The sequence below is a fragment of the Actinoplanes campanulatus genome, from assembly GCF_014647795.1.
Classification (GTDB): domain Bacteria; phylum Actinomycetota; class Actinomycetes; order Mycobacteriales; family Micromonosporaceae; genus Actinoplanes; species Actinoplanes campanulatus.
This window is the reverse complement of the sequence record NZ_BMPW01000006.1, coordinates 297,219-324,160: the sequence shown is the minus strand read 5'-3', so window position 1 is coordinate 324,160 and position 26,942 is coordinate 297,219. Positions and strand designations below refer to the sequence as shown.

The 26,942-nt window shown below is 69.3% G+C and carries 24 protein-coding genes and 1 pseudogene; 14 read left to right on the top strand and 11 right to left on the bottom strand.

Annotation, left to right across the window (positions count from 1 at the left end):
• Window positions 1–88 precede the first annotated feature (88 nt).
• Window positions 89–1,501 carry an RNA 5'-3' helicase PhoH2 gene (locus tag IEZ13_RS14395; RefSeq protein ID WP_183222666.1) on the bottom strand — a complete coding sequence of 471 codons (1,413 nt, stop codon included), beginning with the start codon at window positions 1,499–1,501 and terminating at the stop codon, window positions 89–91.
• A gap of 276 nt (window positions 1,502–1,777) precedes the next feature.
• Here IEZ13_RS14395 and otsB point away from each other — a divergent pair, with 276 nt between their 5' ends.
• Window positions 1,778–2,584, top strand: a complete 807-nt coding sequence (gene otsB / locus IEZ13_RS14390; protein WP_183222665.1) for a trehalose-phosphatase — start codon at window positions 1,778–1,780, stop codon at window positions 2,582–2,584.
• 177 nt (window positions 2,585–2,761) lie between these two features.
• Here otsB and IEZ13_RS14385 read toward each other — a convergent pair whose 3' ends face one another.
• The gene (locus IEZ13_RS14385; RefSeq protein WP_183222664.1) at window positions 2,762–3,532 is read right to left on the bottom strand and encodes an isoprenyl transferase; all 771 of its coding nucleotides are present in this window, start codon (window positions 3,530–3,532) and stop codon (window positions 2,762–2,764) included.
• 163 nt (window positions 3,533–3,695) lie between these two features.
• Window positions 3,696–5,501: a phosphoenolpyruvate carboxykinase (GTP) gene (locus IEZ13_RS14380; protein WP_183222663.1), complete on the bottom strand. Its 1,806-nt coding sequence runs from the start codon at window positions 5,499–5,501 to the stop codon at window positions 3,696–3,698.
• A 299-nt stretch (window positions 5,502–5,800) separates the two neighbouring features.
• Here IEZ13_RS14380 and IEZ13_RS14375 point away from each other — a divergent pair, with 299 nt between their 5' ends.
• The 3 genes from IEZ13_RS14375 to IEZ13_RS14365 are packed head-to-tail and all read left to right on the top strand — an operon-like array spanning window position 5,801 to window position 7,695.
• On the top strand, window positions 5,801–6,565 hold the full coding sequence (locus IEZ13_RS14375) for a sigma-70 family RNA polymerase sigma factor (protein WP_183222662.1): 765 nt from the start codon (window positions 5,801–5,803) through the stop codon (window positions 6,563–6,565).
• A 52-nt stretch (window positions 6,566–6,617) separates the two neighbouring features.
• Window positions 6,618–7,118: a GtrA family protein gene (locus IEZ13_RS14370; RefSeq protein WP_229794681.1), complete on the top strand. Its 501-nt coding sequence runs from the start codon at window positions 6,618–6,620 to the stop codon at window positions 7,116–7,118.
• A gap of 37 nt (window positions 7,119–7,155) precedes the next feature.
• On the top strand, window positions 7,156–7,695 hold the full coding sequence (locus IEZ13_RS14365; protein ID WP_183222660.1) for a GtrA family protein: 540 nt from the start codon (window positions 7,156–7,158) through the stop codon (window positions 7,693–7,695).
• On the opposite strand, the gene IEZ13_RS14360 is transcribed toward IEZ13_RS14365, so the two are convergent.
• The 3 genes from IEZ13_RS14360 to IEZ13_RS14350 are packed head-to-tail and all read right to left on the bottom strand — an operon-like array spanning window position 7,692 to window position 9,945.
• Window positions 7,692–8,207 (bottom strand): PH domain-containing protein, encoded by a 516-nt coding sequence (locus IEZ13_RS14360; protein WP_183222659.1) that lies wholly within the window; start codon window positions 8,205–8,207, stop codon window positions 7,692–7,694. The genes IEZ13_RS14365 and IEZ13_RS14360 overlap by 4 nt on opposite strands.
• Before the next feature lie 4 nt (window positions 8,208–8,211).
• A complete protein-coding gene (locus IEZ13_RS14355; RefSeq protein ID WP_183222658.1) occupies window positions 8,212–9,033 on the bottom strand; it encodes a biotin--[acetyl-CoA-carboxylase] ligase in 822 nt (273 codons plus the stop codon).
• A gap of 9 nt (window positions 9,034–9,042) precedes the next feature.
• A complete protein-coding gene (locus tag IEZ13_RS14350; RefSeq protein ID WP_183222657.1) occupies window positions 9,043–9,945 on the bottom strand; it encodes a hypothetical protein in 903 nt (300 codons plus the stop codon).
• A gap of 124 nt (window positions 9,946–10,069) precedes the next feature.
• Between IEZ13_RS14350 and IEZ13_RS14345 the strand changes: the two genes are divergently transcribed.
• Window positions 10,070–11,641, top strand: a complete 1,572-nt coding sequence (locus IEZ13_RS14345; protein WP_183222656.1) for an acyl-CoA carboxylase subunit beta — start codon at window positions 10,070–10,072, stop codon at window positions 11,639–11,641.
• 30 nt (window positions 11,642–11,671) lie between these two features.
• Here IEZ13_RS14345 and IEZ13_RS14340 read toward each other — a convergent pair whose 3' ends face one another.
• From IEZ13_RS14340 to IEZ13_RS48210, 3 genes and pseudogenes are all read right to left on the bottom strand, one after another.
• Window positions 11,672–12,409, bottom strand: a complete 738-nt coding sequence (locus tag IEZ13_RS14340; protein WP_183222655.1) for a M50 family metallopeptidase — start codon at window positions 12,407–12,409, stop codon at window positions 11,672–11,674.
• A 23-nt stretch (window positions 12,410–12,432) separates the two neighbouring features.
• Window positions 12,433–12,648 carry a hypothetical protein gene (locus IEZ13_RS14335; RefSeq protein ID WP_183222654.1) on the bottom strand — a complete coding sequence of 72 codons (216 nt, stop codon included), beginning with the start codon at window positions 12,646–12,648 and terminating at the stop codon, window positions 12,433–12,435.
• Between the two features lie 1,873 nt (window positions 12,649–14,521).
• Window positions 14,522–15,388 (bottom strand): annotated as a pseudogene (locus IEZ13_RS48210) (serine/threonine-protein kinase); the annotation flags it as partial.
• Window positions 15,389–15,489: 101 nt separating this feature from the next.
• On the opposite strand from IEZ13_RS48210, the gene IEZ13_RS14325 reads away from it, so the two are divergent.
• The 7 genes from IEZ13_RS14325 to IEZ13_RS14295 all read left to right on the top strand — a co-directional run bounded on the left by IEZ13_RS14325 (window position 15,490) and on the right by IEZ13_RS14295 (window position 22,638).
• Entirely contained in the window at window positions 15,490–15,687 is a 198-nt protein-coding gene (locus IEZ13_RS14325; protein ID WP_183222653.1) for an acyl-CoA carboxylase subunit epsilon, read from the top strand.
• 115 nt (window positions 15,688–15,802) lie between these two features.
• Window positions 15,803–16,189 (top strand): hypothetical protein, encoded by a 387-nt coding sequence (locus tag IEZ13_RS14320; protein WP_183222652.1) that lies wholly within the window; start codon window positions 15,803–15,805, stop codon window positions 16,187–16,189.
• Entirely contained in the window at window positions 16,186–17,502 is a 1,317-nt protein-coding gene (locus IEZ13_RS14315) for a hypothetical protein (protein ID WP_189285743.1), read from the top strand. The genes IEZ13_RS14320 and IEZ13_RS14315 overlap by 4 nt, the downstream gene beginning before the upstream one ends.
• A complete protein-coding gene (locus IEZ13_RS14310; RefSeq protein ID WP_229794680.1) occupies window positions 17,503–18,636 on the top strand; it encodes a S8 family serine peptidase in 1,134 nt (377 codons plus the stop codon).
• Between the two features lie 156 nt (window positions 18,637–18,792).
• Window positions 18,793–19,407 (top strand): Maf family protein, encoded by a 615-nt coding sequence (locus IEZ13_RS14305; RefSeq protein ID WP_183222765.1) that lies wholly within the window; start codon window positions 18,793–18,795, stop codon window positions 19,405–19,407.
• A 454-nt stretch (window positions 19,408–19,861) separates the two neighbouring features.
• Window positions 19,862–21,607: an acetyl/propionyl/methylcrotonyl-CoA carboxylase subunit alpha gene (locus IEZ13_RS14300; protein ID WP_183222650.1), complete on the top strand. Its 1,746-nt coding sequence runs from the start codon at window positions 19,862–19,864 to the stop codon at window positions 21,605–21,607.
• Between the two features lie 329 nt (window positions 21,608–21,936).
• Entirely contained in the window at window positions 21,937–22,638 is a 702-nt protein-coding gene (locus tag IEZ13_RS14295; protein ID WP_183222649.1) for a DedA family protein, read from the top strand.
• On the opposite strand, the gene IEZ13_RS14290 is transcribed toward IEZ13_RS14295, so the two are convergent.
• Complete coding sequence (locus IEZ13_RS14290) at window positions 22,565–23,965, bottom strand: NAD(P)H-quinone dehydrogenase (protein WP_183222648.1); 1,401 nt, start codon at window positions 23,963–23,965, stop codon at window positions 22,565–22,567. The two genes, IEZ13_RS14295 and IEZ13_RS14290, sit on opposite strands and share 74 nt — an antisense overlap.
• Before the next feature lie 99 nt (window positions 23,966–24,064).
• Here IEZ13_RS14290 and IEZ13_RS14285 point away from each other — a divergent pair, with 99 nt between their 5' ends.
• Both IEZ13_RS14285 and IEZ13_RS14280 read left to right on the top strand, forming a co-directional pair.
• On the top strand, window positions 24,065–24,526 hold the full coding sequence (locus tag IEZ13_RS14285) for a gamma-glutamylcyclotransferase (protein ID WP_183222647.1): 462 nt from the start codon (window positions 24,065–24,067) through the stop codon (window positions 24,524–24,526).
• A gap of 111 nt (window positions 24,527–24,637) precedes the next feature.
• A complete protein-coding gene (locus IEZ13_RS14280; RefSeq protein ID WP_189285742.1) occupies window positions 24,638–25,834 on the top strand; it encodes an acyltransferase family protein in 1,197 nt (398 codons plus the stop codon).
• On the opposite strand, the gene IEZ13_RS14275 is transcribed toward IEZ13_RS14280, so the two are convergent.
• Window positions 25,831–26,796 (bottom strand): GNAT family N-acetyltransferase, encoded by a 966-nt coding sequence (locus tag IEZ13_RS14275; RefSeq protein WP_183222645.1) that lies wholly within the window; start codon window positions 26,794–26,796, stop codon window positions 25,831–25,833. The genes IEZ13_RS14280 and IEZ13_RS14275 overlap by 4 nt on opposite strands.
• Between the last annotated feature and the right edge of the window lie 146 nt (window positions 26,797–26,942).

Here is a 26,942-nt window from a genome sequence, read left to right as displayed (position 1 = left end):
TGGATGTGAAACGCCAGCGCGGAGTTGTGACCTCAATCACATGACTTTTTGGGGAAATTCGGCACGAAATCCCCGCGCTGGCGCTACCTCACAGAGGGATCTCCTCCAACAGATCGGTGACAACCTCAGCGATCGGCGACCGCTCGGAGCGGGTGAGAGTGACATGGGCGAAAATCGGGTGCCCCTTGAGAGCCTCGATCACCGCGGTCACGCCGTCGTGCCGGCCGACCCGCAGGTTGTCGCGCTGGGCCACGTCGTGGGTGAGCACCACCCGCGAGTTCTGCCCGATCCGGGACAGCACGGTGAGCAGCACGTTGCGTTCCAGCGACTGCGCCTCGTCCACGATCACGAACGCGTCGTGCAGGCTCCGGCCGCGGATGTGGGTCAGCGGCAGCACCTCCAGCATGCCGCGGGCCAGCACCTCCTCGACCACGTTGGCGTGCACCACCGAGCCGAGGGTGTCGAAGACCGCCTGGGCCCACGGCGACATCTTCTCCGACTCACTGCCGGGCAGATAGCCGAGCTCCTGGCCGCCGACCGCGTACAGCGGGCGGAACACCACCACCTTCTTGTGGCGGTTGCGCTCCATGGTCGCCTCGAGGCCCGCGCACAGCGCCAGCGCCGACTTGCCGGTGCCGGCCCGGCCGCCCAGCGAGACGATGCCGATCTGCTCGTCGAGCAGGATGTCCAGCGCCACCCGCTGCTCCGCCGACCGGCCCCGCAGCCCGAACGCGTCCCGGTCGCCGCGGACCAGCTTGATGGTCTTGTCCGGGTTGACCCGGGCCAGCGCCGAACCACGCGGCGAATGGATCACCAGGCCGGTGTGGCAGGGCAGGTTCTCCGCCTCCTCGGCCTCCAGCTCATCGCCGGAGTACAGCGAGTTCACCTGCTCCTCGGACAGCTCCAGATCGGACATACCGGTCCAGGTGGGATCGCTGGCCTGGCCGTGTCGGTACTCGTCGGCGGTGATGCCGACCGACGCCGCCTTCACCCGCAGCGGCATGTCCTTGCTCACCAGGGTGACGTCGCGCCCCTCGGCGGCCAGACCGAGCGCCACGGAGAGGATCCGGGTGTCGTTCGAGTCGTTGCGGAACCCGTGCGGGAGGGCGCTCTGGTCGGCGTGGTTCAGCTCCACCCGCAGCGTGCCGCCCTCGTCGTTGCAGAGCACCGGCTGGTCCAGCCGGCCGAACTTGATCCGCAGCTCGTCCAGCATCCGCAGCGACTGCCGCGCGAACCAGCCGAGCTCGGGGTGGTGACGCTTGCCCTCCAGTTCGGAGATGACCACGAGCGGGACGACCACCTCGTGGTCGGTGAACCGGCGGAACGCCGCCGGGTCGGACAGCAGGACCGAAGTGTCCAGAACGAAGACCCGGCCGGCCGGGGCGGGTTCCGCGTCGGCGTGCCGGTCCCGGGTCTTACGGCGCCCGGTGGTGGCGCGGCTGCTGGGCACTTTGTCGGCCGGGTTCTGGTCGATCCCGGCATCGGTACGGCGAGATGTCACAGGCCTGCTCCAGCGGGCGTGCAACCCGGTCCGCCCGCGGTCCGCCACCTACCGGTCGCCGGCCCTCTGCACGGGGTCGGATTGCGGTCCCCGTGGCGCAGTCGTCGCAGGTCCGGGCCGACCGGCTGGCCCGGGACGACCCCGCGCCATGACTCAAACGCTAGCGGTCAACTACGCCTCGCGGTAGTGCGCAAAATCAGTCCCGCAAGGGTGACGACCGCCGCACCCGAAAATCACCAGGCTTAAAAGACGACCATCCGCGGGTAGTCTGGGCCCGTGGCAGAGACTGCACGTCCGACCCATCCACTGACCACCGACGAGGCGTGGGCGTTCACCGCCGAGCGCGCCTCCGCGACGACGTTCTTCTTCGATTTCGACGGTGTTCTATCCCCCGTCACCGAGGACCCGGACGCCTCCCAGCCGGTGCCCGAGGTGCTCGGAGTCCTGGAGCGACTGGCCGAGTCGGTTGCCCGGGTGGCCATCGTCTCCGCCCGCCCGGTCAGCTTCCTGCGGTCCCGTTTCGAGACGCTCGGCAATGTCGACCTGCACGGCCTCTACGGCCTCGAGGTGTGGCACGACGGCCAGGTGGTCACCGAGCCGGCCGCCCTCGACTTCGTGCCCACGATGGCCGACCTGGCCGACTCCGCCCGCGCCGAGCTGCCCACCGAGATCCTGGTGGAGTACAAACGGCTCTCCGTGGCACTGCACTACCGCACCGCCCCCGACCACGCCCGCGCCGTCGAGCGCTGGGCCCACGAGCAGGCCGAGCGCCTGGGGCTGCGCATCCAGCACGGCCGCATGGTGGTCGAGCTGAAGCCCCCGGTCGACCAGGACAAGGGCATGGTCATCACCGAGGGCGTCCGCAACGCGGGCTGCGCGTGGTATTTCGGCGACGACATGTCCGACGTCAAGGCCTTCGACGCGCTGCGCGCCCGGGAGGCCGTCGACCCGGCCTTCTTCGGCATGGCGGTGGCCGTGGCGAACCCGGAGACGGGCGCCGAGGTCTCCAGCGCCGCCGACCTGACCCTGGAGTCCCCCCACGCCGTAGCCGCCTTCCTGACCGAGGGCCTCCGCAGATTCTGATTGCTCCGCTTCGCTCCGCGGCAAAACGCCTTGTAACCGGTGTCGAGGCAGGTGATTTCCCGCCGCCAGCAAACCCCGCTGGCGTCGGCAAATCACTTGCCTCGACACCGGCGGCGTTTTGCGGAGAGCGCTGAGTGCACCGCCGTTCAGCTCAGCGTGATTGCTCCGTGGCTACGGTTAGGCACCATAACGGCGCTGGCGGGTGGCGTAGGAGCGCAGCGCCCGGAGGAAGTCGATGCGGCGGAAGTCGGGCCAGTTGGCGTCGTGGAAGTAGAACTCCGAGTGCGCCGACTGCCACAGCAGGAAGCCGGAGAGGCGCTGTTCGCCGCTGGTGCGGATGACCAGGTCGGGGTCGGGCTGGCCGCGGGTGTAGAGGTGTTCGGCGATGTGCTCGACGTCGAGGATCTCGGCGAGCTCCTCGATGGTGCCGCCGGTGGCGGCGTGTTCGTAGAGCAGGGACCGGACCGCGTCGGTGATCTCGCGACGGCCGCCGTAGCCGACCGCCATGTTGACCTCGACGCCGTCGCCGCGGTCGCGGGTCTTCTCCTGCGCGGCCTTGAGGGTGGCGGCGGTGGCGGCGGGCAGGATGTCGAGGGCGCCGACCATGCGCAGCCGCCAGGGGTTGCCCTCCTCGGCCAGCTCGGTCGCCAGATCTTCAATGATCTTGACGAGCGGGTCCAGCTCGGCGGACGGGCGGCGCAGGTTGTCGGTGGCCAGCAGGTAGAGCGTGACGTGCTCGATGCCGGCCTGGTCGCACCAGGTCAACAGCTCCTTGACTCGGCTGGCGCCGACGCGGTGGCCGTCGTTCGGGTCGACGAAACCCATCTCGCGGGCCCAGCGCCGGTTGCCGTCGCACATGACGCCGACGTGCCGGGGCACGGGCTTTCCGGCCAGCTTCCCCGCCAGCCGCCGCTCGTAAAAGGTGTAGACCAGAGAACGCAGACTCATCACCTCAAAGCGTAGCCACCCCCGCCAGAGGCTCAAGCGGGGACGGCCCGCACAGTGACGATCCGCGAAAGGATGCGCCCGATCGTGCGAGCGGGCACATCCGCCGACCGGCCGGTCCCCGCCCGCTTCAACGAGAGCGTTCGGGCGGGGATCGGCCGGTTGTTCATGCGTCGGCGAGACGGGCTTTCAGCGCGTCCAGCTCGGCCCAGAGGACCGCCGGGAGCTTGTCGCCGAACCTGTTGAACCACTCGGTGACCTGGGGGATCTCGGCCTGCCACTCCTCCGGGTCGACCCGCAGAGCCGCCGCCAGGTCGGCCGGGTCGAGGTCCAGGCCGGTCAGGTCGAGCGCCTCCGGGGTGGGCACGTGACCGATCGGGGTCTCGACGGCGTCGGCCTTGCCGTCGAGGCGCTCGACCACCCACTTGAGAACCCGGCTGTTCTCGCCGAATCCGGGCCACAGGAACCGGCCGTCGTCGCCGCGCCGGAACCAGTTGACGTAGAAGACCTTGGGCAGCTTGGCGGCATCGCCGGACGCGCCCTTGGCCATGTCGATCCAGTGCTGGAAGTAGTCGCCGGCGTGGTAGCCGATGAACGGCAGCATGGCCATCGGGTCACGCCGGACCACGCCGACTTGGCCGACCGCGGCCGCGGTGGTCTCGGACGACAGGGTGGCGCCCAGGTAGACCCCGTGCACCCAGTCGCGGGCCTCGCTGACCAGCGGGATGGTCGTCTTGCGGCGGCCGCCGAAGAGGATCGCGTCGATCGGGACGCCGCGCGGGTCGTGGTACTCGTCGGCGAGGATCGGGCACTGCTCGATCGGGGTGCAGAACCGGCTGTTCGGGTGGCTGGAGACGGCCTCCGACCCGGGCGTCCAGTCCTTGCCCTTCCAGTCGATGAGGTGCGCGGGCGGCTCGCCCATGCCCTCCCACCAGATGTCGCCGTCGTCGGTGAGCGCCACGTTGGTGAAGACCGAGTTGCCCTTGGCCAGGGTGCGCATCGCGTTCGGGTTGGTGTGGAAGTCGGTGCCGGGCGCGACGCCGAACAGCCCGAACTCGGGGTTGGTGGCCCAGAGCCGGCCGTCCTCGCCGAACCGCATCCAGGCGATGTCGTCACCGATGGTCTCGACCTTCCACCCGTCGAGAGTCGGGTCCAGCATCGCGAGGTTGGTCTTGCCGCAGGCCGACGGGAACGCGCCGGCGATGTAGCGGACCACGCCCTCCGGCGAGGTCAGCTTCATGATCAGCATGTGCTCGGCGAGCCAGCCCTCGTCGCGGGCGGCCACGCTGGCGATGCGCAGCGCGAAGCACTTCTTGCCCAGCAGCGAGTTGCCCCCGTAACCCGAGCCGAACGACCAGATCTCCCGGGTCTCCGGGAAGTGCGAGATGTACTTGGTCTCGTTGCACGGCCAGGCGACGTCGTCCTGGCCTTCCGCCAGTGGCGCACCGATCGAGTGCAGCGCCGGCACGAAGTCGGCGTCGTCACCCATCACCTTGAGGACCTCGGCGCCCATCCGGGTCATGATGCGCATGCTGGCCACGACGTACGGGCTGTCGGTGAGCTCGACGCCGAACATCGGCTCGGCCGCGTCCAGCGGGCCCATGCAGAACGGGACGACGTACATCGTCCGGCCCGTCATGCAGCCCTTGTACAGCCCCGTCATGAGCTGCTTCATCTCGGCCGGGTCCATCCAGTTGTTGGTGGGACCGGCGTCGGCCTCGTCGACCGAGCAGATGAAGGTGCGTTCCTCGACGCGTGCCACATCGGACGGATCGGTGCGCGCCCAGAACGAGTTCGGCTTCTTCTCGTGGTTGAGGCGGACCAGGGCGCCCGACTCGACGAGCTCGTCGGTGAGGCGGGTCCATTCGGCCTCCGAACCGTCGCACCAGACGATCCGGTCGGGCGTGGTCAGGGCGGCGACCTCGTCGATCCACGCCAGCAGGCGCGGATGCGAGGTAGGGGGCTGAGACAAGGTGAAGCTCCTTCGGTCGGCACTGACCTATGACGAAACAGCCGGGATCCGGCCGTCTTCATGGGAGTTACGTCAGCGTAAGCCCGACAGCGCGTTGAGTTCATCGGCTTCACCTGTGGACAACCGCACATTCTTTGGCTGCTGTGCGCGTAAACGATCGATTCTTCGCCGGAAAGTGCACGAGCTTGCAAGGCCGCTTGAGCCACACCGTTCTCGCGACAACTTTCACAAAACGGACTTAGCACCTTAGACTTTCACCTAATCGGGCTTTCCTCGCAGTTCCGGCCACAGGAGGCGGAATGACGATGCCGGGTGACGGCGCGGACTCGGACACCGATCTGCTCGGAGCGGTCCGGACCGGTGACACGGCCGCGTACGGGACGCTCTATCAGCGGCACCACGCGGCAGCCCGCAGGTTCGCCTTCGGTCTGGTGCGCGATCCGGCGGACGTCGACGACCTGGTCGCCGAGACGTTCGCGAACGTGTTCGCCACGCTGCGGGCCGGGCGGGGGCCACTGGTCGCCTTCCGCGCCTACCTGCACACCACCATGCGGCACCTCTCCTACCGGCGGGCCCGGGTGGACCGCCGGCTGGAGTTCACCGACGACCTGACCCGGTACGACGCGTGCGAGCCGTTCACCGACCCGGCCCTGGACCGCCTGGAGCGCAGTTTCGCCGCCGCCGCGTTCCGGCAACTGCCGCCCCGCTGGCGGGACGTGCTGTGGCAGACCGAGGTGGAGGGCAGCACCCCGGCCGAACTGGCCCCGCGGATGGGCCTGACCCCGAACGCGGTGGCGGTGCTTGCCCACCGCGCCCGGGAGGGTCTGCGCAGCCTCTATCTCCAGCAGCACGTGACCGCGGCCGATCACCCGGAGTGCCGGTGGGCGGGCGAGCGGCTGGGCGGCCAGGTGCGCGGCCGGCTGGCCCCGCGCGACGCCCACCGGATGCGTACCCATCTCGGGTGGTGCGTGGACTGCCGCAACCGGCTCGCCGAGATCCGTGAGGTCGACGGCTTCCGTAACCCTCCGTACCGACAGCGTCACCCCGCCGGGACGTCCGGTTAAGACCCGGCAACGGGGACAGCGATCCGTGACCCGCGCCGGTACCCTCGGATCCGTGCCCCCGAATTCCCCGCAGGCGAGTGGCCTGCGCACCCGGATCAAGGCACTCATCCCTGAGTTGGGCAAGTTCGGCCTGGTGGGCGGTTTCGCGTTCACCGTCGACTTCGTGCTTTACAACCTGTTGCTGCGGGCCGGCGCCGAGACGCTCACCGCGAAGGCCACCTCCACCGTGATCGCCACGACCGTGGCCTTCCTGGGCAACCGGTTCTGGACCTGGCGCGACGGCGACCACACCAACATGGCCCGTCAGTACACGACCTTCTTCGTGCTGAACGCCATCGGCCTCGGCATCGCCCTGGCCTGCCTCGGGATCAGCCACTACGGCCTCGGCCAGATCTGGCCCGCGCTGCGCAGCCCGTTCGCCGACAACATCTCCGGCGTGCTGATCGGGACCGCCCTCGGGACACTGTTCCGCTTCTGGTCCTACCGCCGTTTCGTCTTCCGGGCCGCTGCCGCCCCGGTGCCCGCTGCGACGCCGTCGCCCTCCTCACAGTGACTCGGCGTAATCACCCCCGTTCCCTTAAGGTTGCCCAATGCCCTCAGCCAGCACGCTGACGGAACGCCTCCGCCGTCTCGCACCCGAAGCCATCGCCTTCGGCATCATCGGGGCCGGCAACACGCTTCTGTACCTCGCGATCTACTACGTGTCGATGCCGATCGGCCCGGTGAAGGCGAGCGTTCTGGCGACGGTCATCACGACCACCCTGGCGTACGTGGCGAACCGTTACTGGACGTACCGACACCACACCCGGACCGCGCTGCGCCGTGAGTACACGCTGTTCTTCGGGTTCAACCTGATCGGCATGCTGATCCAGTCCGGCCTCACCTACCTGGGCAAGTACGGGTTCGGCTTCTCCGAGCACGACGACAAGATGGCGCTGCTGGCACTCACCACGTTCGGCATCGGGCTCGCGACACTGTTCCGCTTCTGGGCGTACCGGACGTTCGTCTTCCTCAAGCCGCCGGTCGACGGTCACGAGGGCGCCATCGCCGACCTGGACGCGACCGCCGGCCTCGCCGAGCTGAGCGCGGTGGACGAGCCGGGCAGCGTGGCCAGCCTCGACCTGCGCTAGCCGACCTCCTCCTCCTCGGTCTCGCCGGCCGGGGCCAGCTCGATCAGCTCGTAGAGGGTGCTCTGCACCAGTTCGGCGGCCGGCGCTCCGGCGAGCACCATGTTCTGCTCGCCGATCGAGTCGACGGTGAGGGTGCCGCTGCCGAGCAGCCGGTCCAGCAGCGACTGGGTCAGGGCGTGATCGTTGATCCGCTTCAGCGGCAGGTCCCGCCGCTCCCGGGTGAGCAGGCCGCGCTGGAGCATGATCCGCTCGGTGGTCAGCACGTAGCGGGTGGCGTGCCACTCCAGCAGCGGCAGGGCGCCGTAGCGGACCGCGTAGTAGAGCATGATCGCGGCCACCAGCAGCAGGCCGATCCGGCCCGCCTCGGTCCCCGGCAGCTTCACCCAGCCCAGGACCAGACCGGTCAGGGTCAGCGCCAGGATCAGGACCGGGGCGACCGCAGCCTTCCAATGCGGACGCAGGTGGAGAACGATCTCCTCCTCGTCCGCGAGCACGTCTTCCGGGAACGCCACGCGTTCAGCGTACGTGCAGGACATCCCCGGCCGAGACGGAGAAGTCAAGCCCTTCCACCGTACGGATCACCAGTTGCCCGTCCGCGTCCACCGAGACCGCCTCCCCGGACCGCTCGTCACCGCCGGGCAGCAGCACCCGCACCCGGCGGCCCAGGGTCGCGCAGACCCGCTGGTACTCCCCCGTCAGCCCGCACATCTCGGCGTCGCCGCCCGCCTCGCGCCAGCCGGTGTACCAGCGCTCCAGGCCACGCAGCAGCGCCCGCAGCAGGGGGTCGCGGTCGGTGTTCTCCGCGCCGGCGACCCGCAGCGAGGTGGCCTCCGCGCCGGTGGTGGCCGGCAACTCCTCGGCGCGGGTGCTGACGTTCAGCCCGATCCCGATCACCACGGCGTCACCGGACACCTCGGCCAGGATCCCGGCGCACTTGCGCTCGCCGACCAGCAGGTCGTTGGGCCATTTCAGGGCGGCCTCCACACCGGCCACCCGGGTCACCGCCTCGGCCAGCGCCACCCCGGCCATCAGCGGCAGCCAGCCGAAGGCGGCGGCCGGCACCGACGGGCCGGGCCGCAGCAGCACGCTCAGCGTGAGCCCGGCCCGGGGCGGCGAGGTCCACTGCCGGTCCCGGCGGCCGCGCCCGGAGATCTGGCTCTCGGCCACCACGACCAGGCCCTCCGGTGCTCCGGTCCGGGCGGCGGCGGCCACGTCGGCGTTCGTCGAGCCGGTCTCCTCCGGGATCTCGAGCCGCGACCACAGCCCGCCGGGCACCACCAGGGCGCGGGTCAGCGCCCGTACGGACAGGGGCGGGCGGTCGAGCTCGGTGTAGGCCATTCCGGCAGCTTAAGCCGGTGGACGCGCGGAGTGGCGGCTGACGTACGGACGGGGCCGCGGACTGGGCCGGGACTCCCCATCGCGCTGGTCGTCACGGTCCGTCCAGGATCGGGGTTGCCGGGCCCGCTGCTCATGCGGGGGCCACTCCGGCTCGGCGGGCACCACCGGCAGGTCGAACCCGGTGGCCGGCTCGTAGGTGGGCACCGGTGGCAGCCGGTCGAAACCCTGGGACGGGTAGAGGTCGTCGGGCACCGGCGTCCAGTAGTCGCCGGCCGGCGAGCGGTCGTCGACGTCGTTCCAGCGGGGCCAGTCCCAATCCGGCACCGGCTTCTCGGCGTCCTCGCCGGTATAGCGTCCCGCGTACCCCGAGGGGTTCTCGGCGTCTCGCCGCGCCCAGGCCGGACCGTCCGGTTCCGGCTCCCGCCGGCGTCGCGCCGGCCAGAAATCGTCCTCGAGATAGCCGTCCTCGTAGCCGAGCCGTTCCTCCTCGTCGAAGAACAGCGGCCCCAACTCGCCGAGGTCCTCCTCCTCTCCGGGGTCGTAGTCGGCAAAGCCGATCCGGCGGTGGGCATCCTCGTCCTCCTCGTCGGCCAGCCCGATGGAGGCCAGTCCGCTCGAGGCCAGCCCGCTCGGGAGGGCGTCCGGCTCGGCCGGCTGTCCGCTGAAGGCGGCCGCCAGCCTGCGACGGCGGCCGAACCGGGGCTCTCCGCCCGCTACCGGACCGGCGTCGACCGCGGAGCGAGGTCCAGGTGTGGACCTCACGGTGGATTCCGAGCGCCGGCGGCGAGCGGATGAGCCGGCCCGGTTCGCCCGACGAGCCTCGCCGCCGAAGAGCACGGTGCGGAAGCTGATCAGTGTGGCGAGGCCGCCTGCGATGAAGGCGAGCCCGGCCGCGGTCATCCAGTTCGTCACGCCAGTCGTAACGAATGGGGCATTGGGTATGAAACGCACGCGTAGCGACGCCCTCCGCGTGCGACGGGATCTGGTTACGATGCTGATCGTTGCCTTAACGAGCGCTCAGAGGGTGGAGACCTTCGTGACGACAGAGCCCGACATCCACACCACCGCCGGCAAGCTCGCCGATCTCAGCCGCCGAACCGAGGAGGCCGTGCACGCGGGCTCCGCGCGGGCCATCGAGAAACAGCACTCCCGCGGCAAGAAGACCGCGCGGGAACGCATCGAGCTGCTGCTCGACAAGGGCTCCTTCGTGGAGCTCGACGAGTTGGCCCGGCACCGGTCCACCGCCTTCGGCCTGGACCGCAACCGGCCGTACGGCGACGGCGTGGTCACCGGCCACGGCACCATCGACGGCCGGCAGGTGTGCGTCTTCTCGCAGGACTTCACGGTCTTCGGCGGATCCCTCGGCGAGGTCTTCGGCGAGAAGATCGTCAAGGTCCTCGACCTGGCCATGAAGATCGGCTGCCCGATCATCGGGATCAACGACTCCGGCGGCGCCCGGATCCAGGAGGGCGTGGTCGCGCTCGGCCTCTACGCCGACATCTTCTTCCGCAACGTACGGGCCAGCGGCGTCATCCCGCAGATCTCACTGATCATGGGCCCCTGCGCGGGCGGCGCCGTCTACTCCCCGGCCATCACCGACTTCACCGTCATGGTCGACCAGACGTCGCACATGTTCATCACCGGACCTGACGTGATCAAGACGGTCACCGGTGAAGAGGTCGGCATGGAGGAGCTGGGCGGGGCGCGTACCCACAACACCCGCAGCGGCAACGCGCACTACCTCGCCAGCGACGAGGAGGACGCGATCGAGTACGTCCGGGCCCTGATCTCCTACCTGCCCAGCAACAACCTGGACGAGCCGGTGGTCTACGAGGAGCCGGCCGACCTGGAGCTGTCCGAGCGGGACCGGGCGCTGGACACCCTCATCCCGGACTCGCCGAACCAGCCGTACGACATCAAGACCGTCATCGAGACCGTGGTCGACGAGTTCCTCGAGGTCCAGCCGCTCTACGCGCAGAACATCGTGGTCGGCCTCGGGCGTGTCGAGGGACGGCCCGTCGGCGTGGTCGCCAACCAGCCGATGAGCCTCGCCGGGACGCTCGACATCGCCGCGTCCGAGAAGGCCGCCCGCTTCGTGCGCACCTGTGACGCGTTCAACATCCCGGTGCTCACCTTCGTGGACGTCCCCGGCTTCCTGCCCGGCACCGGACAGGAGTGGGACGGCATCATCCGGCGCGGGGCGAAACTCATCTACGCGTACGCCGAGGCCACCGTCCCCAAGGTCACCGTGATCACGCGGAAGGCGTACGGCGGGGCGTACGACGTGATGGGGTCCAAGCACATCGGGGCCGACGTCAACTTCGCCTGGCCGACCGCACAGATCGCGGTGATGGGCGCCCAGGGCGCGGTCAACATCCTCTACCGGGCGGAACTGGCCGCCGCGGAGGATCCGGTTCAGCGCCGGGCCGAGCTCATCCAGGAGTACGAGGACACGCTCGCCAATCCGTACATCGCCGCCGAACGGGGGTACGTGGACGCGGTCATCCAGCCGTCGCAGACCCGTACCCAGATCGTCCGGTCGCTGCGGATGCTGCGCACCAAGCGGGAGTCCCTGCCCCCGAAGAAGCACGGCAACATCCCGCTATAACACTGGTTCCGCTTCGCTCCGCGGCACGAGTCACGTGGTGAGGGTCAGTATCCACTGGCCGGCGAGCAGGAAAGCGCCGGCCAGCAGGGCCGCCACGTTCACCGCCAGGAACACGGTCACCCAGAACAGGGCCGGCAGGTGGGTGAGCCGGGCCAGCTGGTCGGGGTCGGAGTCACGCATCCGGCCCCGGCTGCGCAGGTTCTGCAGCTCGAAGACCGGGCGGATCCCGCCGAAGAGCAGGAACCACACCCCGGCGTACGCGAAGGCCGCCTGCACGTCGGGTTCGGCGTACCAGGAGACGGCGAACACGATCGCGCCCGTCACCAGCAGCGAGATTGCGCCGAACAGATTCCTGATGTTGATCAGCATGAGCAGCAGCAGGACCACCGCGAGCCAGAGCAGCAGCGTGATCCGGTTGCCGCCGAGCAGCCAGGCGCCCAGCAGGCCCACCAGCGACGGCGCGATGTAGCCGCCGAGCAGGGTGAGGATCATGCCGAACCCGGTGGGGCGGCCCGCCGACAGAGTCAGCCCGGACGTGTCGAACTCCAGCCGGATGCCCCGCAGCTTGCGCCCGGTCAACAGGGCGAACAGCGCGTGCCCGCCCTCGTGGGCGATCGTGACGGCGTTGCGGGCCACCCGCCACACCGGGCGGATCGCCACCGCGAGGAACCCGGCCACCGCCGTGAGCAGCACCAGCATCCCGGGCGGGTCGGGCTGCGCACCGAACAGCTGGTCCCACAGGTCAGTCACACCGTCGATCGACAACACGCCGGGGACTGTAGCCGATCCCGCTACGAACGGCGGCGCACCACGACCTTCGCCGGCTCCGGATCGGGCCGGCCCAGGGACCGGGCCGCGATCACGCCGACTCCGACGACCACCGCGAGAGCGGTCAGGACCAGCAGGATCGCCAGCAGCCCGGTGGACGCCAGGATCGCGACGTCAGCCACCGCGACCAGCATCCACAGTGCGATCGTGGGCTTACTGCCGTGCCGTCGGCAGTTCATGATGCACCTCCATCCGTGATCCTGGATAACTACCCAGCCACCCGGGAATCACGCATGACGGAGGTCACTTACGGGGCTCGAACCCCTCGTAGATGCTCTGCAGGTCGGACTTCGCCTTTTCCCAGTCCTGATCCTCGGTGTACCAGGTCAGCACGTACATCTTGTCTTCGACCAGGATGTACCGCCGCACCACGTGCTGGGCGCCGCCGCTGATCGAGCGGAAGTACTCCAGGTCGACCGCCTGGTACCCCTTGTACTCGAGTCTGGTGGGGCCGACCTCGTCGTACCCGCCGGTGTTGTCGTCCTTCTGGTATTGCATCGGGTCGACGCCGGTCGGCACGATGTCGAGGCGGATCTGCCGGCCCTTGCCCCACCCGAAGGTGCGCCCGCCGCCGACGGCACCACCCTCGTTGCGGGCGTTGTCCGGAACCGGAAGGACGTAGCCGGAACCCTTGTAAAGGCGCCAGCCGTCCGGAAGCCCGGCGGCGGTCGGCGAACTCGACGGCGTCTGACTCGCGGGCGTGCTCGGCTTGCCGGACGACTGCTTCCCGCCGGACTGCTGCGGGGCGGCCGACGCACCGGTCCCGGCCTGCGAGACCTTCTTGTCGTCGGCGTCCGAGCCGAACGCCTGCACCAGGATGATGCCGACGAGCAGCACGAACGTCATCACGATGCCGAGACCGATCGCCGCCTGCCGGCGGGTCAGGGTGGTTCCGAAGATCGTCACCCCACCGGTACGGCGGTCCGACGGCCGCAGTTGCATCGGGGTCCACGCCGGGCGCGACGGCCGGGCGAACTCCGGCACCGCCGCCAGGTCACCGACCCGGGTGGCGTCCGTCACCGGGCGCCGCCGCGGCGGGATGTTGACCACCGAGGTGCGGTCGTCGTCCAGCGCCAGCATGGTGGTCTTCTCCTCGGCCGGCGCGGCCAGCACCGAGGTCATCTCCTCCACCGCGGGGCCGGCCGCCGCGGCCGGTGCCAGCAGCGTCGTCTTCTCTTCCGGTACGGGCGGGGCCGCGGCCGGCTCCTCCACGGCCTCGGCGGGCGTGTCCGCTTCCGCGGCCGGCTCGTCCTTCGCCTCGGTGCCGATCGCCGCCTCTGCTTCGGCCGGCGAGTCCTCGGACCCGGCGTCCGCCTCGGTCGTCACCTCGGACGCCGCCTTCGACTCCGATCCGGTGTCGTCGGCAGTGACGGGCTCGGCGGTCTCGGCGCTCGTCGCGGCGTCCGGCTCGGAACCGGCGTCAGCGCTGGTGGCGGCCTCCGGCTCGATGCCGGTTACCGCCGTCGCCGCCTCCTCGGCCTCGATCACCGGCGGCGCCTCGACGGCCGGCGTCTCCGCCTGCTCGGCCGCGGGCGCCTCGGTGCGCGGGGTCACGACCGGGTAGCCGGCCGTGGCCTGGGCCAGCGACCGCTCGTGCTCGGGGGCGGCCTGCTTACGCCGGTTGGCGGCCACGTCGGCGGCCGTGAAACCGGTGCGCAGCGCGTTGGTGGGCGCGGAACCGCTCGCCACCGACGACGGGGTGACGGCCGGGCCGCTCTGCGGTGCGGTCGGGGGCGCCTGCGCCGGACCCGAAGAGGAGTCGCGGACCGGAGGCGTGTCGAGGCGCGTGGCGTCGAGGGGTTTGCCGTCCCGGCCGACCGGCGGGACCTGGCCGCCGACCTGGGCCTTGCCCTGTGCGAAAGGCGTCGCCGGTTGCTGCGGCTGGCCCGCCGGACGATGCGGCTGCCGGCCGTCGGCGGCCGGCGGCTGGGCGACCGGTGGACGCGGATTGGGCACCACCGGCGCCGAACCGGTGGCGGTGCCCCACCCGGAACCGGGCAGAACCGGCGGACCACCCGGACCGCTCGGCAGCGACGGCCGCTCCCGGCCCACCCCGGGCCGGCGCATGGTCGGGCTCATCGGGAAGGTGATCTTCGACCGGCGGCCGGCCGCCCGGTTCAGCAGGCGCTCGGCCTCCTCCGCGTTGATGCGGTGCGCCGGATCCTTGCGCAGAAGCCCGTTGAGCACCGGCTTCAGCGGGCCGGCGTTCCGCGAGACCGGCACGTTCTCGGTGGCCAGGGCGGCCAGGGTGGCGATCGCCGACGGGCGGGCGAAGGGCGACTGCCCCTCCACCGCGGCGAACAGCGTGGCGCCGAGCGACCACAGGTCGGCCGCCGGGCCCGCCGTGCCGTCCCGGGCGCGCTCCGGAGCGATGTACGCCGGGGAGCCCAGCACCAGCCCGGTCCGGGTCACGTTGGGGTCGCCCGGCACGGTGGCCAGGCCGAAGTCGGTGAGCACCACGCGGCCGTCGGCGCCGAGCAGGACGTTGCCCGGTTTGACGTCCCGGTGCACCACCCCGTTGCGGTGGGCGGCGCGCAGCGCGTTGAGCACGCCGAGGCCGATCTCCGCGGTGCGCAACGCGTTGAACGGCCCGTCGGCGGCCAGGGTGTCCTGGAGCGATCGGGACGGCACGTACTCCATCACGATCCAGGGGTCGGCATCCGTGCTGAGCACGTCGAAGACGCGCACCACGTTGATGTTGTTGAGCCGGGCGATGGCGCGCGCCTCGCGAAGGGAGCGCTCACGCATCTCCTGCCGCTCGGCCGGGGTCAGCCCTGGCGGCGGCACGAGCTCCTTGATCGCCACCTCTCGGTGCAGGACGACATCGGCCGCGCGCCAGACACGTCCCATCCCGCCCTGACCGAGCGGCGCGACGAGCCGGTACCGATCAGCGACAACGAGTGGGGGAGAAGAAGACATCACGCAGAAAATACCTGGTTCTGTCGAGCGGCCGCGAATTGATCAGCCGAGTGTGGGACGCGTGTCACCGGATCTCCGGTCGCCCGTCGTACGCTCGGCTGATGAACGAGGAACCGCTGGTCAGCGTCGTAAGAGGAAGCCTAGACGATCATGAGGTGGCGGCGCTCGTCGCCATCCTGACATCTCGATCCACTTCGGTCAATTCTCGTACTACCCCCCAACCCGTCTCAGACTGGATCCGATCAGCGCACCCCGCCGGACGGCAACGGAACTGGCGCACCTCGGCACTTCCCCGCTGACCGTCGTCCACAGGGGGCGGAAGCCCGGCCCGTGATTCGCTAACCTCTCTGGGTCACGAACTGCCGATCGATGGGAGGACGCACGTTGTCCGAAGCCAGGGATTCCGCGGGGTGGTTGGGCAATGTCGACTACACCGACTTCGGCGCCATCGAGGCGGACATCAACGCCATGGAGCAGTTCGCGGCGAAGCTGAAACAGGACATCGAGCTGAACTACGCCCCATATGCGGACGCGGTGAGCACCACCATGATCAAACAGCTGCCCGACACGCCGTTCTACGAGCTGCACCTGTTCCTGTACCGGCACGACCAGGTGCAGATCGCCACCCAGATGAACGTCGCCGGCTACACCGACGGGACGTACAAGTTCGCCAGCGCCGCCAGCGGCATCAGCGAGCAGTACCGGGGCTCCGACGCGTTCTCCCGGGCCAAGGTCGCCGACGTCGAGGCCCAGTTCGAGAGCACCGGGGAGACCTCGGAGCCGTTCCCCGGAGGCGCATGATGGCGATCGAGACCGGCGGCGGCACCAGCGGCACCAGCTGGAACGGCATGAGCGTCGATGCCATGTGGGACCTGATCCGCGATCACGACAGCGCCCCGCACCAGGAGATGGGCGACGCCTGGCACAAATCGGCCACGCTCCTGGAGAACCACGTGGCCCAGGTTCGGGCGTACCGCGACAGGTTGGCCGAGGCCTGGCCCCCGGAGAGAAGCCGGGCGGCGTATGCGTACATCGAACGCCTCGAGCAGCTGATCATCAGCCTGGAGGAGACGCGGCTCGCCTCCAACACCAACTGGCGTGTCCTGACGACCACCATCGACGCGGTCGAACAGGCCAAGGAGAAGGTCGCCGGCATCCAGAAGGAGTACGCGGCCAACCGCGAAAAACTCCAGGAGTACGAGAAGGCCAAGAACGAGGTGGCGCTGGCCACCATGGACCCGATCGCCACGACGCCGCCGGTGCCGTACAGCCGTCAGGACGACCTGACCACCCAGGCCCGCGTCACGATGCAGTCCCTCTCAGCCGAGTTGGCCGCCGCCCAGTCCAACTTCATAGCCCCCAAGCCGTTTTCGCTGACAAACCTTGTCAACGAAAGCGCCGACACGAACTACCAGGGCACAACTGGAATCAGCCCGATGGCGGTCACCCCGCCCTTCTCACCTCGATCGATCGCACCAGCTACGTCTCCCAAGTCCGGCTCACCTGATTCGGGTGCAAATAAGGGCATCACCAAGCCGAGCGTGGATTCCGAAAAACCGGGAACTTCTAAACCAGCTCCCGACGGCCCTATTTTGGGCGGGACAAAGACACAACCCGCGCCGACTCCAGGGGTTCCACCCCTCACCACGCCCACAACGACGACCACACCGAGCACCAACCTGCCCAACGCCTATCCGTTCACGCCAACCACCCCAACCTCGCCGACTACATTGCCCCGAGTGCCCGCAACCAATGGCACTCCGATCGGCACATTTCCACCCTCCACAGGGGTGAGAGGCGGGGCTTCTCCGTATGGTGGTGTCATCGGCGGCGCTCCGCCCGGAATGATAGGCGGCGGCCCTCCCCCCGGGAGGGGCAGCCAACTAGGTGGCTCAGCGCGAGGAACGCAGAGAATCAATCCAGCGGGCGGGATGATCGGGCAAACTCCAACTCCACCGACTGGCCGACGCCAGTCACCGCGAGACACGGAAAATATCCAGAATCACCACTGGGATCCGGATAACCCCTGGGAGACGACAGAGGGAATTGACCCTGTCCTACTCCCTTCTCCGGAGCAACGAATTGACCCCGGACCCTCCATCGGTGGACGATAAGTGGAACTCGGCAATAAAATAGGAAATTTTCTGGCCGCCGTTGCTTTAGTCACCGCAAGCGTCTATCCGGCCGCGCCAGCACTAGCCGACCAGACCAGAAACGACCAATGGCATCTGCGTTACCTGAATCTTGCCCAGGCTCACCAGGTAACCAAAGCAGCAGGTGTAGCTGTTGCCGTGACCGACAGCGGAGTTTTCCCTCACCGCGACCTAACCAAGAACCTCAAGAAGGGCACTGATACATCTTCGGGCGGAGACGGAAACGGATCCGGCCAGACGGACCAGGTCGGCCACGGAACCAACATGGCTGGATTAATAGCCGGACATGGACATAACGTCAACGACGGCGCACTTGGAGTGGCGCCGAGTGCCGCAATAATTCCGATCAAGGTTACGGGCGCCAGGGATAACGGCCTTGGCCTTGCAGCTGGCATCGAATGGGCAACTACCGCAGGAGTCGATGTAATAAACATCTCGGCTACGGCTGCGCCATCGAGGCCATTGAGTGCGGCGGTGACCGCTGCAGCACGCGCCGACATTGTTATTGTGGCTGGCACTGGTAATGAATCGGAAAATATTAGGCTGGCATATCCCGCAGCCCTGCCCGAGGTCCTAGCTGTAGGCGCAATCGACCGAAACGGCAAAATCGCCGATTTCTCCGTTACCGGCGCGAAGGTCGGAATTTGCGCACCTGGCATGGACATTGTGACCACTGGGCTCGGTAACAACTATGACCGAGTGGACGGCACGTCTGCGGCTACGGCGATTGTTTCGGGGGCGGCTGCTCTGGTGCGGGCGAAGTTCCCCGATCTTTCGGCGGCCGAGGTGATTCACAGGCTCACCGCCACGGCTGACGACAACGGGCCGCCCGGACGGGATGACCAGTGTGGCTACGGGGTGCTCAATGTCGTCAAGGCGCTGACCGCCGAGGTTCCGCCGCTTGAGGGAGGCACGGCCGTGACCGCATCGGCCCAGCCTTCGGTGGTCGCGCCGTCGGTGGGGAGTTCCGCGGATCCGGAGACCGAAGCGGAGGAATCCAACCTTCCGGTCATCGCCGGCGTCGCGGGTGGGATCGCCGTCCTCGGGGTGCTCCTCGCGTTTCTGGCGCGCCGGCGGCGGAGACCGACCGCATAGTTCGCGAACTCCCGCGGGTGCCGGCCCTCCGGGACCGGCGCTCGCGGCCGAAAGTGGGCATTGAGCTGCACCATTTGTCCGAGATAGCCGCTGAAACGCCGGGCCTGAGCACACTTTGCACGCCTGCGGCTTGTAGGCTCGTTTCCCGTGCAGAGCGTGCAGACCGACATCGTGTACCGCCTGGTTCTCGCCTCGGCCAGTCCCGCGCGGCGGGCGCTGCTGACCGGGGCCGGGATCGACGCCGAGGTCGTCGTCAGCGGTGTGGACGAGAGTGCCGTCGAGGCTGACGACGCCTATTCGACGAGTCTCGCCCTGGCGCGGATGAAGGCGCGGACGGTCGCCGCCGCACTGCCCGCCGATCCGGGGGCGTTGGTGCTCGGGTGTGATTCGGTGCTGGCCTTCGAGGGCGAGGTGCTGGGCAAGCCGGCCGACGCCCAGGAGGCGGCCGAGCGCTGGTTGGCGATGCGCGGCAAGTCGGGGGTGCTGCACACGGGGCATCACCTGACCGGGCTGGTCAGTGGCCTGCAGGCGGAGGCGGTCGGCATGACGACGGTGCATTTCGCCGATGTGAGCGACGCCGAGATCGAGGCCTATGTCGCGTCGGGTGAGCCGTTGCATGTGGCCGGCGCGTTCACGTTGGACGGGCGGGGCGGGGCTTTCGTGGAGCGGATCGAGGGCGATCCGGGCAACGTGATCGGCCTGTCGTTGCCGCTGCTGCGCCGGCTCCTCGCCGACATGGGTGTCCCGATCACCTCACTCTGGCGTCGCTGAGCCCTACTCGCGGCGCCCACACGCGGACTCTGCTGGTCAATTGATCCTCTGCCCGCCGCTCGGGCCCATTCGCACCGGCCAGCGCACACGCAACGACCTCCGAAGGTCACCCACCCGCGTCATAGCGGCAGGCCGGGCGCACGGACGGCATACCGTGAGCGCCCGCCAGGGCCGGAAGCGGACGGTTGGCGGGAATGGCCGGCAAAGTCACACGCCGCGCCCCGTTCGGACGGTCGAACAGAACGATCGGACCGGCCATGCTCAGCCGCGCGGTGTGAGAGCAGGGCGGTGTGAGAGCAGGAGCGATCGGGCCGGCTCCGGGCCGTGGGTGAGGCGCGGCCCGGTAGACGAATCGGGACTAACTTAGCGGCGGATTTCCACAGCCCGGGAACGTTGCAGAACAGTGAAGATCGATCACGGCGGAACTACCTGAGGAACCGTTAGGCTCTACCCCGTGCGGAAGATATTGATCGCCAATCGCGGCGAGATCGCCCTCCGGGTAATCCGGGCCTGCAAGGACGCCGGCCTCACTAGCGTCGCCATCTACGCCGACAGCGACCGGGACGCGCCACACACGCGGGCGGCCGACGAGGCCTTCGCGCTGGACGGTGAGACCGCCGCGGACACCTATCTCCGCATCGACAAGGTCCTGGGGATCGCGGCCCGCAGCGGGGCCGACGCGATCCACCCGGGCTACGGCTTCCTCTCCGAGAACGCCGAGTTCGCGCAGGCCGTACTGGATGCGGGTTTGATCTGGATCGGTCCTTCACCGGAGTCGATCCGTGACCTGGGTGACAAGGTGACCGCGCGGCACATCGCGCAGCGTGCGGGCGCGCCGCTGGTGCCGGGCACCCCCGAGCCGGTCGCGGACGCGGCCGAGATCGTCGCGTTCGCGCAGGAGCACGGCCTGCCGGTGGCGATCAAGGCGGCGTTCGGCGGTGGTGGCCGGGGGCTGAAGGTGGCCCGGACGATCGAGGAGATCCCGGCGCTGTTCGAGAGCGCGACCCGCGAGGCGGTGGCCGCTTTCGGTCGTGGCGAGTGTTTCGTGGAGCGCTACCTGGACCGGCCCCGGCATGTGGAGGCGCAGGTTCTGGCGGACACGCACGGCAACGTGGTGGTGGTCGGCACCCGGGACTGCTCGTTGCAGCGCCGTCACCAGAAGCTGGTCGAGGAGGCGCCGGCGCCGTTCCTGAGCGATGACCAGCGACAGAAGATCCACGACAGCGCGAAGGCGATCTGCCGGGAGGCCGGTTATCACGGCGCCGGCACGGTGGAGTATCTGGTGGGCCAGGACGGGACGATCTCGTTCCTGGAGGTGAACACGCGGCTCCAGGTGGAGCACCCGGTCAGCGAGGAGACCACCGGCATCGACCTGGTGCGCGAGCAGTTCCGGATCGCGGCGGGCGAGCCGCTGCCGTTCACCGAGGACCCGGCGCCGCGCGGCCATTCGATCGAGTTCCGGATCAACGGCGAGGACGCGGGTCGCAACTTCCTGCCGGCGCCGGGCACGGTCACCGCGCTGACCTGGCCGTCCGGGCCGGGTGTGCGGGTCGATTCGGGGGTCGAGCAGGGCGGTGTGATCGGCGGCAACTTCGACTCGATGCTCGCGAAGATCATCGTGACGGGCGCGAGCCGGGCCGAGGCGCTGGAGCGGGCCCGCCGGGTGCTGGACGAGACGGTGATCGAGGGGATCGCCACGGTGCTGCCGTTCCATCGCGCGGTGGTGCGGGACGAGGCGTTCACCGGCGAGCCGTTCACGGTGCACACCCGCTGGATCGAGACCGAGTGGGTCAACGAGGTGCAGCCGTTCAGCACGCCCGCCGCGCCGGCCGAGGAGACGGGCGAGCGCGAGACCGTCGTGGTCGAGGTGGGCGGTCGGCGCATCGAGGTGCGGCTTCCCAAGACCCTTTTCTCCGGTACGGGGCCCGCGGCCCCCAAGCGCAGTGCGTCCCGTCCCCGCGGCGGCGGCGCGCAGACCCGGGTCAGCGGCGGCAGTCTGACCGCGCCGATGCAGGGCACCATCGTGAAGGTCGCCGTGCAGAACGGTGACGAGGTGGCCGAGGGCGACACCATCGTGGTGATCGAGGCCATGAAGATGGAGCAGCCGTTGCAGGCGCACAAGGCCGGCACGGTGGCGGGCCTGTCCGTGGAGCCGGGCGCCACGGTGACCGCCGGCACGGTGATCTGCGCGATCGACTAGCCGTCACGGGTTCGCCGCCTGTGGCGTTCTCTGGAGGGGCCCGGGGCTTCCCGGGAGGGAGGTGCCCGGGGTTTCCCGGGAGCGGGCCGTCGATACGGGACCTACCGACGGCCCGCGGCCGCGCGCCGTCGTGCGGCGGGGCCGATCCCACCGTACGCCGGGGATCGGCCGCCCGCGAAAAGCGGGCGCGCAAGGGTGGCTTCTCGCCGTAGCGTGTCCGGCATCACGACGGACCGTGCCCGGCGGGAGCGCGTTCTGAACACAGCGCACTCTCAGGCGGGTTCACGCACAATGCCGGGAGTCCTGAAAGCCGCGAGGTGGCCCGACCTATGACCGAAATGCTGACCATGTTGGCGGTACCGGCGTGGGCCTACCTGGCCTTGTTCGCGTTTCTCGCGGTCGACGCGCTGGTGCCGGTGGTACCCACCCAGGCCATCATGATCACATCCGGAGCGCTCACCGTCTACGGAGATCTCGATCTTGCCGCGGTGGTGGCGGTCGGCGCGGTCGGCATGTTCACCGGTGACCTCATCGCCTTCGTGCTGGGCCGGTCGACCGGCGCCCGGCTGAGCGCGTTGCGGGACAGGTTCGCGCCGCGCAACGAGGAGAGCGAGTCGAAGACCCGGCGCGCCGCCGCCCGCTTCACCCGTGGCCTGCGGCGGCCGGGCCCGCTCGTGGTGCTGCTCTGCCGGTTCGTCCCGGGCGGCCGGATGGCGTCCGGCTATCACGCCGGCCGGTCCGGTTACCCGATCAAGTCCTTCATCGGGTACGACGTGGCGGCCGCGCTGAGCTGGGCCTGCTACGGCGGGCTGGTGGGGCATCTCGGCGGCACCGCGATCACCCAGTCCGCGTGGCGCCTCTTCGCTGTCGCCGCGACCGCCGCGCTCATCTTCGGCACGGCCGGCTGGATCCTGGCCCTCTTCGGCGGCCGCGATCAGGCGGCCGCCGACGGGCCGGCTACTGGATCTCGTGCTGCATCAGCTGACGCGCCGCCTCGGCGATCGAGCCGGAGAGCGACGGATAGATCGTGATGGTGTGGGCCAGCTGATCCACGGTCAGGTTGTTCTCGATCGCCATCGTGATCGGCAGGATCAGCTCGCTGGCCTTGGGTGACACCACGACGCCGCCGACGATCTGGCCGGTGGCCGGGCGGCAGAACAGCTTGACGAACCCGTCCTGGAGACCGGCCATCTTGGCGCGGGCGTTGCCGGTGAGGGGCAGCATCACCTGGCGGGCCGGGAAACGGCCGGAGTCCACCTCGTTCTGGGAGACGCCGACGGTGGCCAGCTCGGGGTCGGTGAAGACGTTCGCCGAGACGGTCCGCAGACGCAGCGGGGCGACCGCCTCGCCCATGGCGTGCCAGATCGCGATCCGGCCCTGCATGGCGGCGACGCTGGCCAGCGGCAGCACGCCGGTGCAGTCACCGGCCGCGTAGATGCCCGGCACGTTGGTCCGGGAGACCCGGTCCACGGTCACGTAGCCGCCGTCGGAGATGTCCACGCCGTACTCCCGCAGGCCCAGCTCGGACGTGTTGGGGATGGCGCCGACCGCCATCAGGGCGTGTGACGCCTCGACGGTGCGCCCGTCGGAGAGGGTGACCAGGACCCCGTCGCCGGTGTTCACCACCGAGTCGCCACGGGACTGGCTGAGGATCGTCATGCCCCGCTCCCGGAACACCCGCTCGATCGCCATGGCGGCGTCCGCGTCCTCGTGCGGCATGACCCGCTCGCGGCTGGAGATGAGCGTCACCTTCACGCCCATCGCCAGGTACGCGCTGGCGAACTCGGCGCCGGTCACACCGGAACCGATCACGACCAGGTGGCTGGGCAGTTCCTCGAGGTCCCACACCTGCCGCCAGTCGAGGATGCGCTGCCCGTCCGGGCGGGCCGACGACAGCACCCGCGGGGTGGCGCCGGTGGCCAGCAGCACGGTGGTGGCCTCCACCGCGTACGTCTCCCCGCCCTCCGGGGTGATCAGCACCTGATGGGTGTGCCCGAGCCGGTCCTCACCGAGGCGGGCGCGACCGCGGACGACGTCCACCCCGGCCTTGATCAGCTTGGTCTGGATGTCACCGGATTGGGCGAGGGCCAGCTTCTTGACCCGCTCGTTGACCGCCTTCGCGTCGACCGTGACCCCGGACAGGCCGGACGACCGGATCCCGAAGCGCTCCTCGTAGCGGAGCCCGGTCACCACCTCCGAGCTGGCGATGAACGTCTTGGACGGCACACAGTCGGTCAGCACACAGGCTCCACCGGGCCCCTCGGCTTCGACGAGAGTGACGTCAGCGCCGAGCTGCGCCGCGACCAGAGCCGCCTCGTACCCTCCCGGTCCCCCACCGATGATCACGATCCGACTCACGACTAAAGACCTCCAAAAGCGGCACCCAATGCCGAACAGTTGTGCCGACACGCACTCCTCATATTCTCACCACCGCCCGCTAGGACTATCGTCGTCGCCGTGCGTCACTACGCCGCGTATGGCTCGAATCTGGATCCCGCCCGCATGCGGGCCTACTGTCCGCACTCGCCGATGGTCGGCGTGGGGTGGATCGAAGGCTGGCGCCTCACCTTCGCCGGTGAGGGAGAAATCGGCTGGGAGGGGGCGGTGGCGACGATAGTCGAGTCGCCCGGCGACCGGGTCTTCGTCTCCGTCTACGACGTCCACGCGTGGGACGCGTCACAGTTGGACGAGATCGAGGGCGTGACCGCCGGGGCGTACCAGAAGGTCACCCTGCGTGTATCGACGCTCGACGGTGAGGTCTCCGCCTGGGTTTACGTCTTCGCCGGGTACGAGGGTGGTCTGCCGACCGCCTGGTACCTGTCGGAGATCGCCAACGCGGCGGAGAAGGCCGGAGCGCCCGACGACTATGTCGCCGATCTGCGCGGCCGGCCCACCGGAACGGCTTCTCCAGAGATCTAGGCGGGTGGTGGGCGAGACCGTTCTCGCCTACCGCCTAATCGACGGCTGTACTACTGTTCGAACTTCCGTCACTCTTCCGCCGTCTCGCAGAAGCTGATCTCACACATGCTCATGAAAGGCCTCAGGGCCGACCCCACGGCCCCGCTGCCGAAGCGCTTGGATTCCCTGACCAGCCTGCGGTTCTTCGCGGCTTTCGCGGTCTTCGCCCACCACTTCACCGGACTGGGCGGCAAGACCGGTTTCGGTCGGTCCGAAACGATCTTCCCGTTCTCGGGCATCGGCGCGCACGGCGTCACGTTCTTCTTCGTACTCTCCGGCTTCCTCATGATGTGGGTCTTCAAGCCGAGGGAGAGCCCCCTGGTGTTCTACTGGCGGCGGGTCGGCCGGATCTGGCCGGTGCACCTGGTGGCCCTCCCCTTGGGCATCTACGCGTTCTACATCGCGGCGAAGGTGGACATCGACTGGCCCGGCCTGATCTCGTCGGTGTTCCTGGTGCAGACCTGGTTCCCGGACGTCACACCCACCCTGCCGGGCAACCCGGTGACCTGGACGCTCAGCGTCGAGCTGCTCTTCTACGCGCTCTTCCCGCTGGTCGCGCCGTTCGCGAACCGGATGCGGACCCGCTGGCTGATGGTCGCCACAGCGGTCGGCCTGTTCGGCATGTACCTGGTCAACTGGGTCGCCGACGCGAACCTCGAACCCGCCATGGCCCGCTGGGTGATGCGCCACCCGCTGGTGTACCTGCCGGAGTTCCTGCTCGGCATGACCATGGCGCTGGCCCTTCGGCGCGGCTGGCGGCTGCCGCTGCACCCGGTCGTACCGCTGGCCGGCCTGTTCGGCTGGACCTACCTCTACTACCAGGAGCGGTGGCCGTTCTCCGACGTCGTCGAACACCAGATGGAGTTCGCCATGCGGCCGGTGGTGGGCATCCTGTCGGCCCTGATCATCCTGGCGTTCCTCCAGCGTGAGGCGCGGGGGCACCGGGGCGTCCTGAACAACCGGCTGCTCGTCTCGCTGGGACTCTGGTCCTACAGCTTCTACCTGGTTCACCATGCGATCAGCCGGCTGGCGACCTACGAGTTCGGCCGGATGCCGGACAACGACTCGGTGCTGTTCACCCTGATCGGGATGGCCGTGGTCATCAACGTGATCTGCTGGGTGCTCTTCACGTACGTCGAGGAGCCGGCCGAGAAGTGGTGGCGTAAGCACACCCCGAAGCGGTGGCTGGACCGCGGTGGGGAGACCGGCGGCAGCGTGCTGCCGCCGGCGCCCCGGCGAGAGGCCGAAACGGCCCCCGCCTCGGTCTAGGCGGGCGTCTTGATCTCGGTCCGGTACACATCGGCCCGGTAGAGCGGGGTCATGCCGACCTTGAAGTAGAGGCTCGCGGCGTCGGTCGGGTTCGCCAGATCGACGCCGAGCCCGGCCTTCGGGCGGCCCTTGGCGGCATAGACGGCGAAAGCCCGCCGCAGCAGCGCCTCGCCCACCCCGCGCTTGCGGAAGCCACGGAGGGTGGCCAGGTACTTCACGTAGCCCTCCTCGGTGTCACCGCTGCCGTCGGCCGACTGGAGCACCCCGGCGATCTCCCCGCCCACCTCGGCGACGAGCCACTCGTCGAACGAGACCGAGGACTCGGACTCGAACTGGGCGCGCCAGCCGTCGTACCCCATCGCGGGGTGATCGGAGTCCCGGAAGGCCTCCTCGATGACCGCGTGGAAGCGGCGCATCTCGGCCTCGTCGCCGGAGTCCACCGCGCGGATCGTGACGCCGGCCGGCGGCTCGGGCGCAACCGGGGAGTAGCCCTCGAGTGACATCTGCATCCGGGCGAACTGCTTGAGGAAGGTGAAACCGGCGTCGGTCAGCGCCGCGATCAGGTGGTCCTCACCCGGGATGGCCCCGGACCGGACCTCGTAGACCTCGTGGCCGAACTCCCGGGCCCGCTCGGCGATCCGCGCCATCAGCATGGCGAGCAGCGGCCGCAGCGCGGGCAGACCGATCTCCGGCCAGAAGTAGACGTTGGCCATGTCCCGGGCCCGGCCGGTCCCGTTGTACGGGTACGCCCAAGCGACGATCTTGCCGGACGGGTCGAGGGCCAGCCAGGAGTCCCTGTCCAGATCCGTGTTCGGCGCGATGAGCTCCTCACGAACCTCGTCGCTGGTGAAATCGGGCTCGCCCACCGCGGCGATGTCGCTGGCGTGCACCACCTCGAGGATCGCGGGGATGTCGTCGAGAGTGGGCCGGCGGGTGGTCCAGCCGCTGGGCAGTTCGGTCATGCGGGCATCCGACCACGCTCCCGGGGCCGCCGCCAAACGAGTTTCCGCTCCCCCGGGGACCGGCCTACCATAACCGCATGCAGCCGCACCGTGAGTCGATGATGGGCCCCGCCCCGGGGCTCCTCGCCGTGCGCTGACCACCTCAC

Coding starts and splice junctions, on each gene's coding strand:
- IEZ13_RS14385 (WP_183222664.1), bottom strand. CDS start 3,532: ATGAGTCTGCGTTCTCTGGTCTACACCTTTTACGAGCGGCGGCTGGCG.
- IEZ13_RS14375 (WP_183222662.1), top strand. CDS start 5,801: ATGACGATGCCGGGTGACGGCGCGGACTCGGACACCGATCTGCTCGGA.
- IEZ13_RS14365 (WP_183222660.1), top strand. CDS start 7,156: ATGCCCTCAGCCAGCACGCTGACGGAACGCCTCCGCCGTCTCGCACCC.
- IEZ13_RS14355 (WP_183222658.1), bottom strand. CDS start 9,033: ATGGCCTACACCGAGCTCGACCGCCCGCCCCTGTCCGTACGGGCGCTG.
- IEZ13_RS14335 (WP_183222654.1), bottom strand. CDS start 12,648: ATGAACTGCCGACGGCACGGCAGTAAGCCCACGATCGCACTGTGGATG.
- IEZ13_RS14325 (WP_183222653.1), top strand. CDS start 15,490: ATGAACGAGGAACCGCTGGTCAGCGTCGTAAGAGGAAGCCTAGACGAT.
- IEZ13_RS14315 (WP_189285743.1), top strand. CDS start 16,186: ATGATGGCGATCGAGACCGGCGGCGGCACCAGCGGCACCAGCTGGAAC.
- IEZ13_RS14295 (WP_183222649.1), top strand. CDS start 21,937: ATGACCGAAATGCTGACCATGTTGGCGGTACCGGCGTGGGCCTACCTG.
- IEZ13_RS14280 (WP_189285742.1), top strand. CDS start 24,638: ATGAAAGGCCTCAGGGCCGACCCCACGGCCCCGCTGCCGAAGCGCTTG.
- IEZ13_RS14275 (WP_183222645.1), bottom strand. CDS start 26,796: ATGACCGAACTGCCCAGCGGCTGGACCACCCGCCGGCCCACTCTCGAC.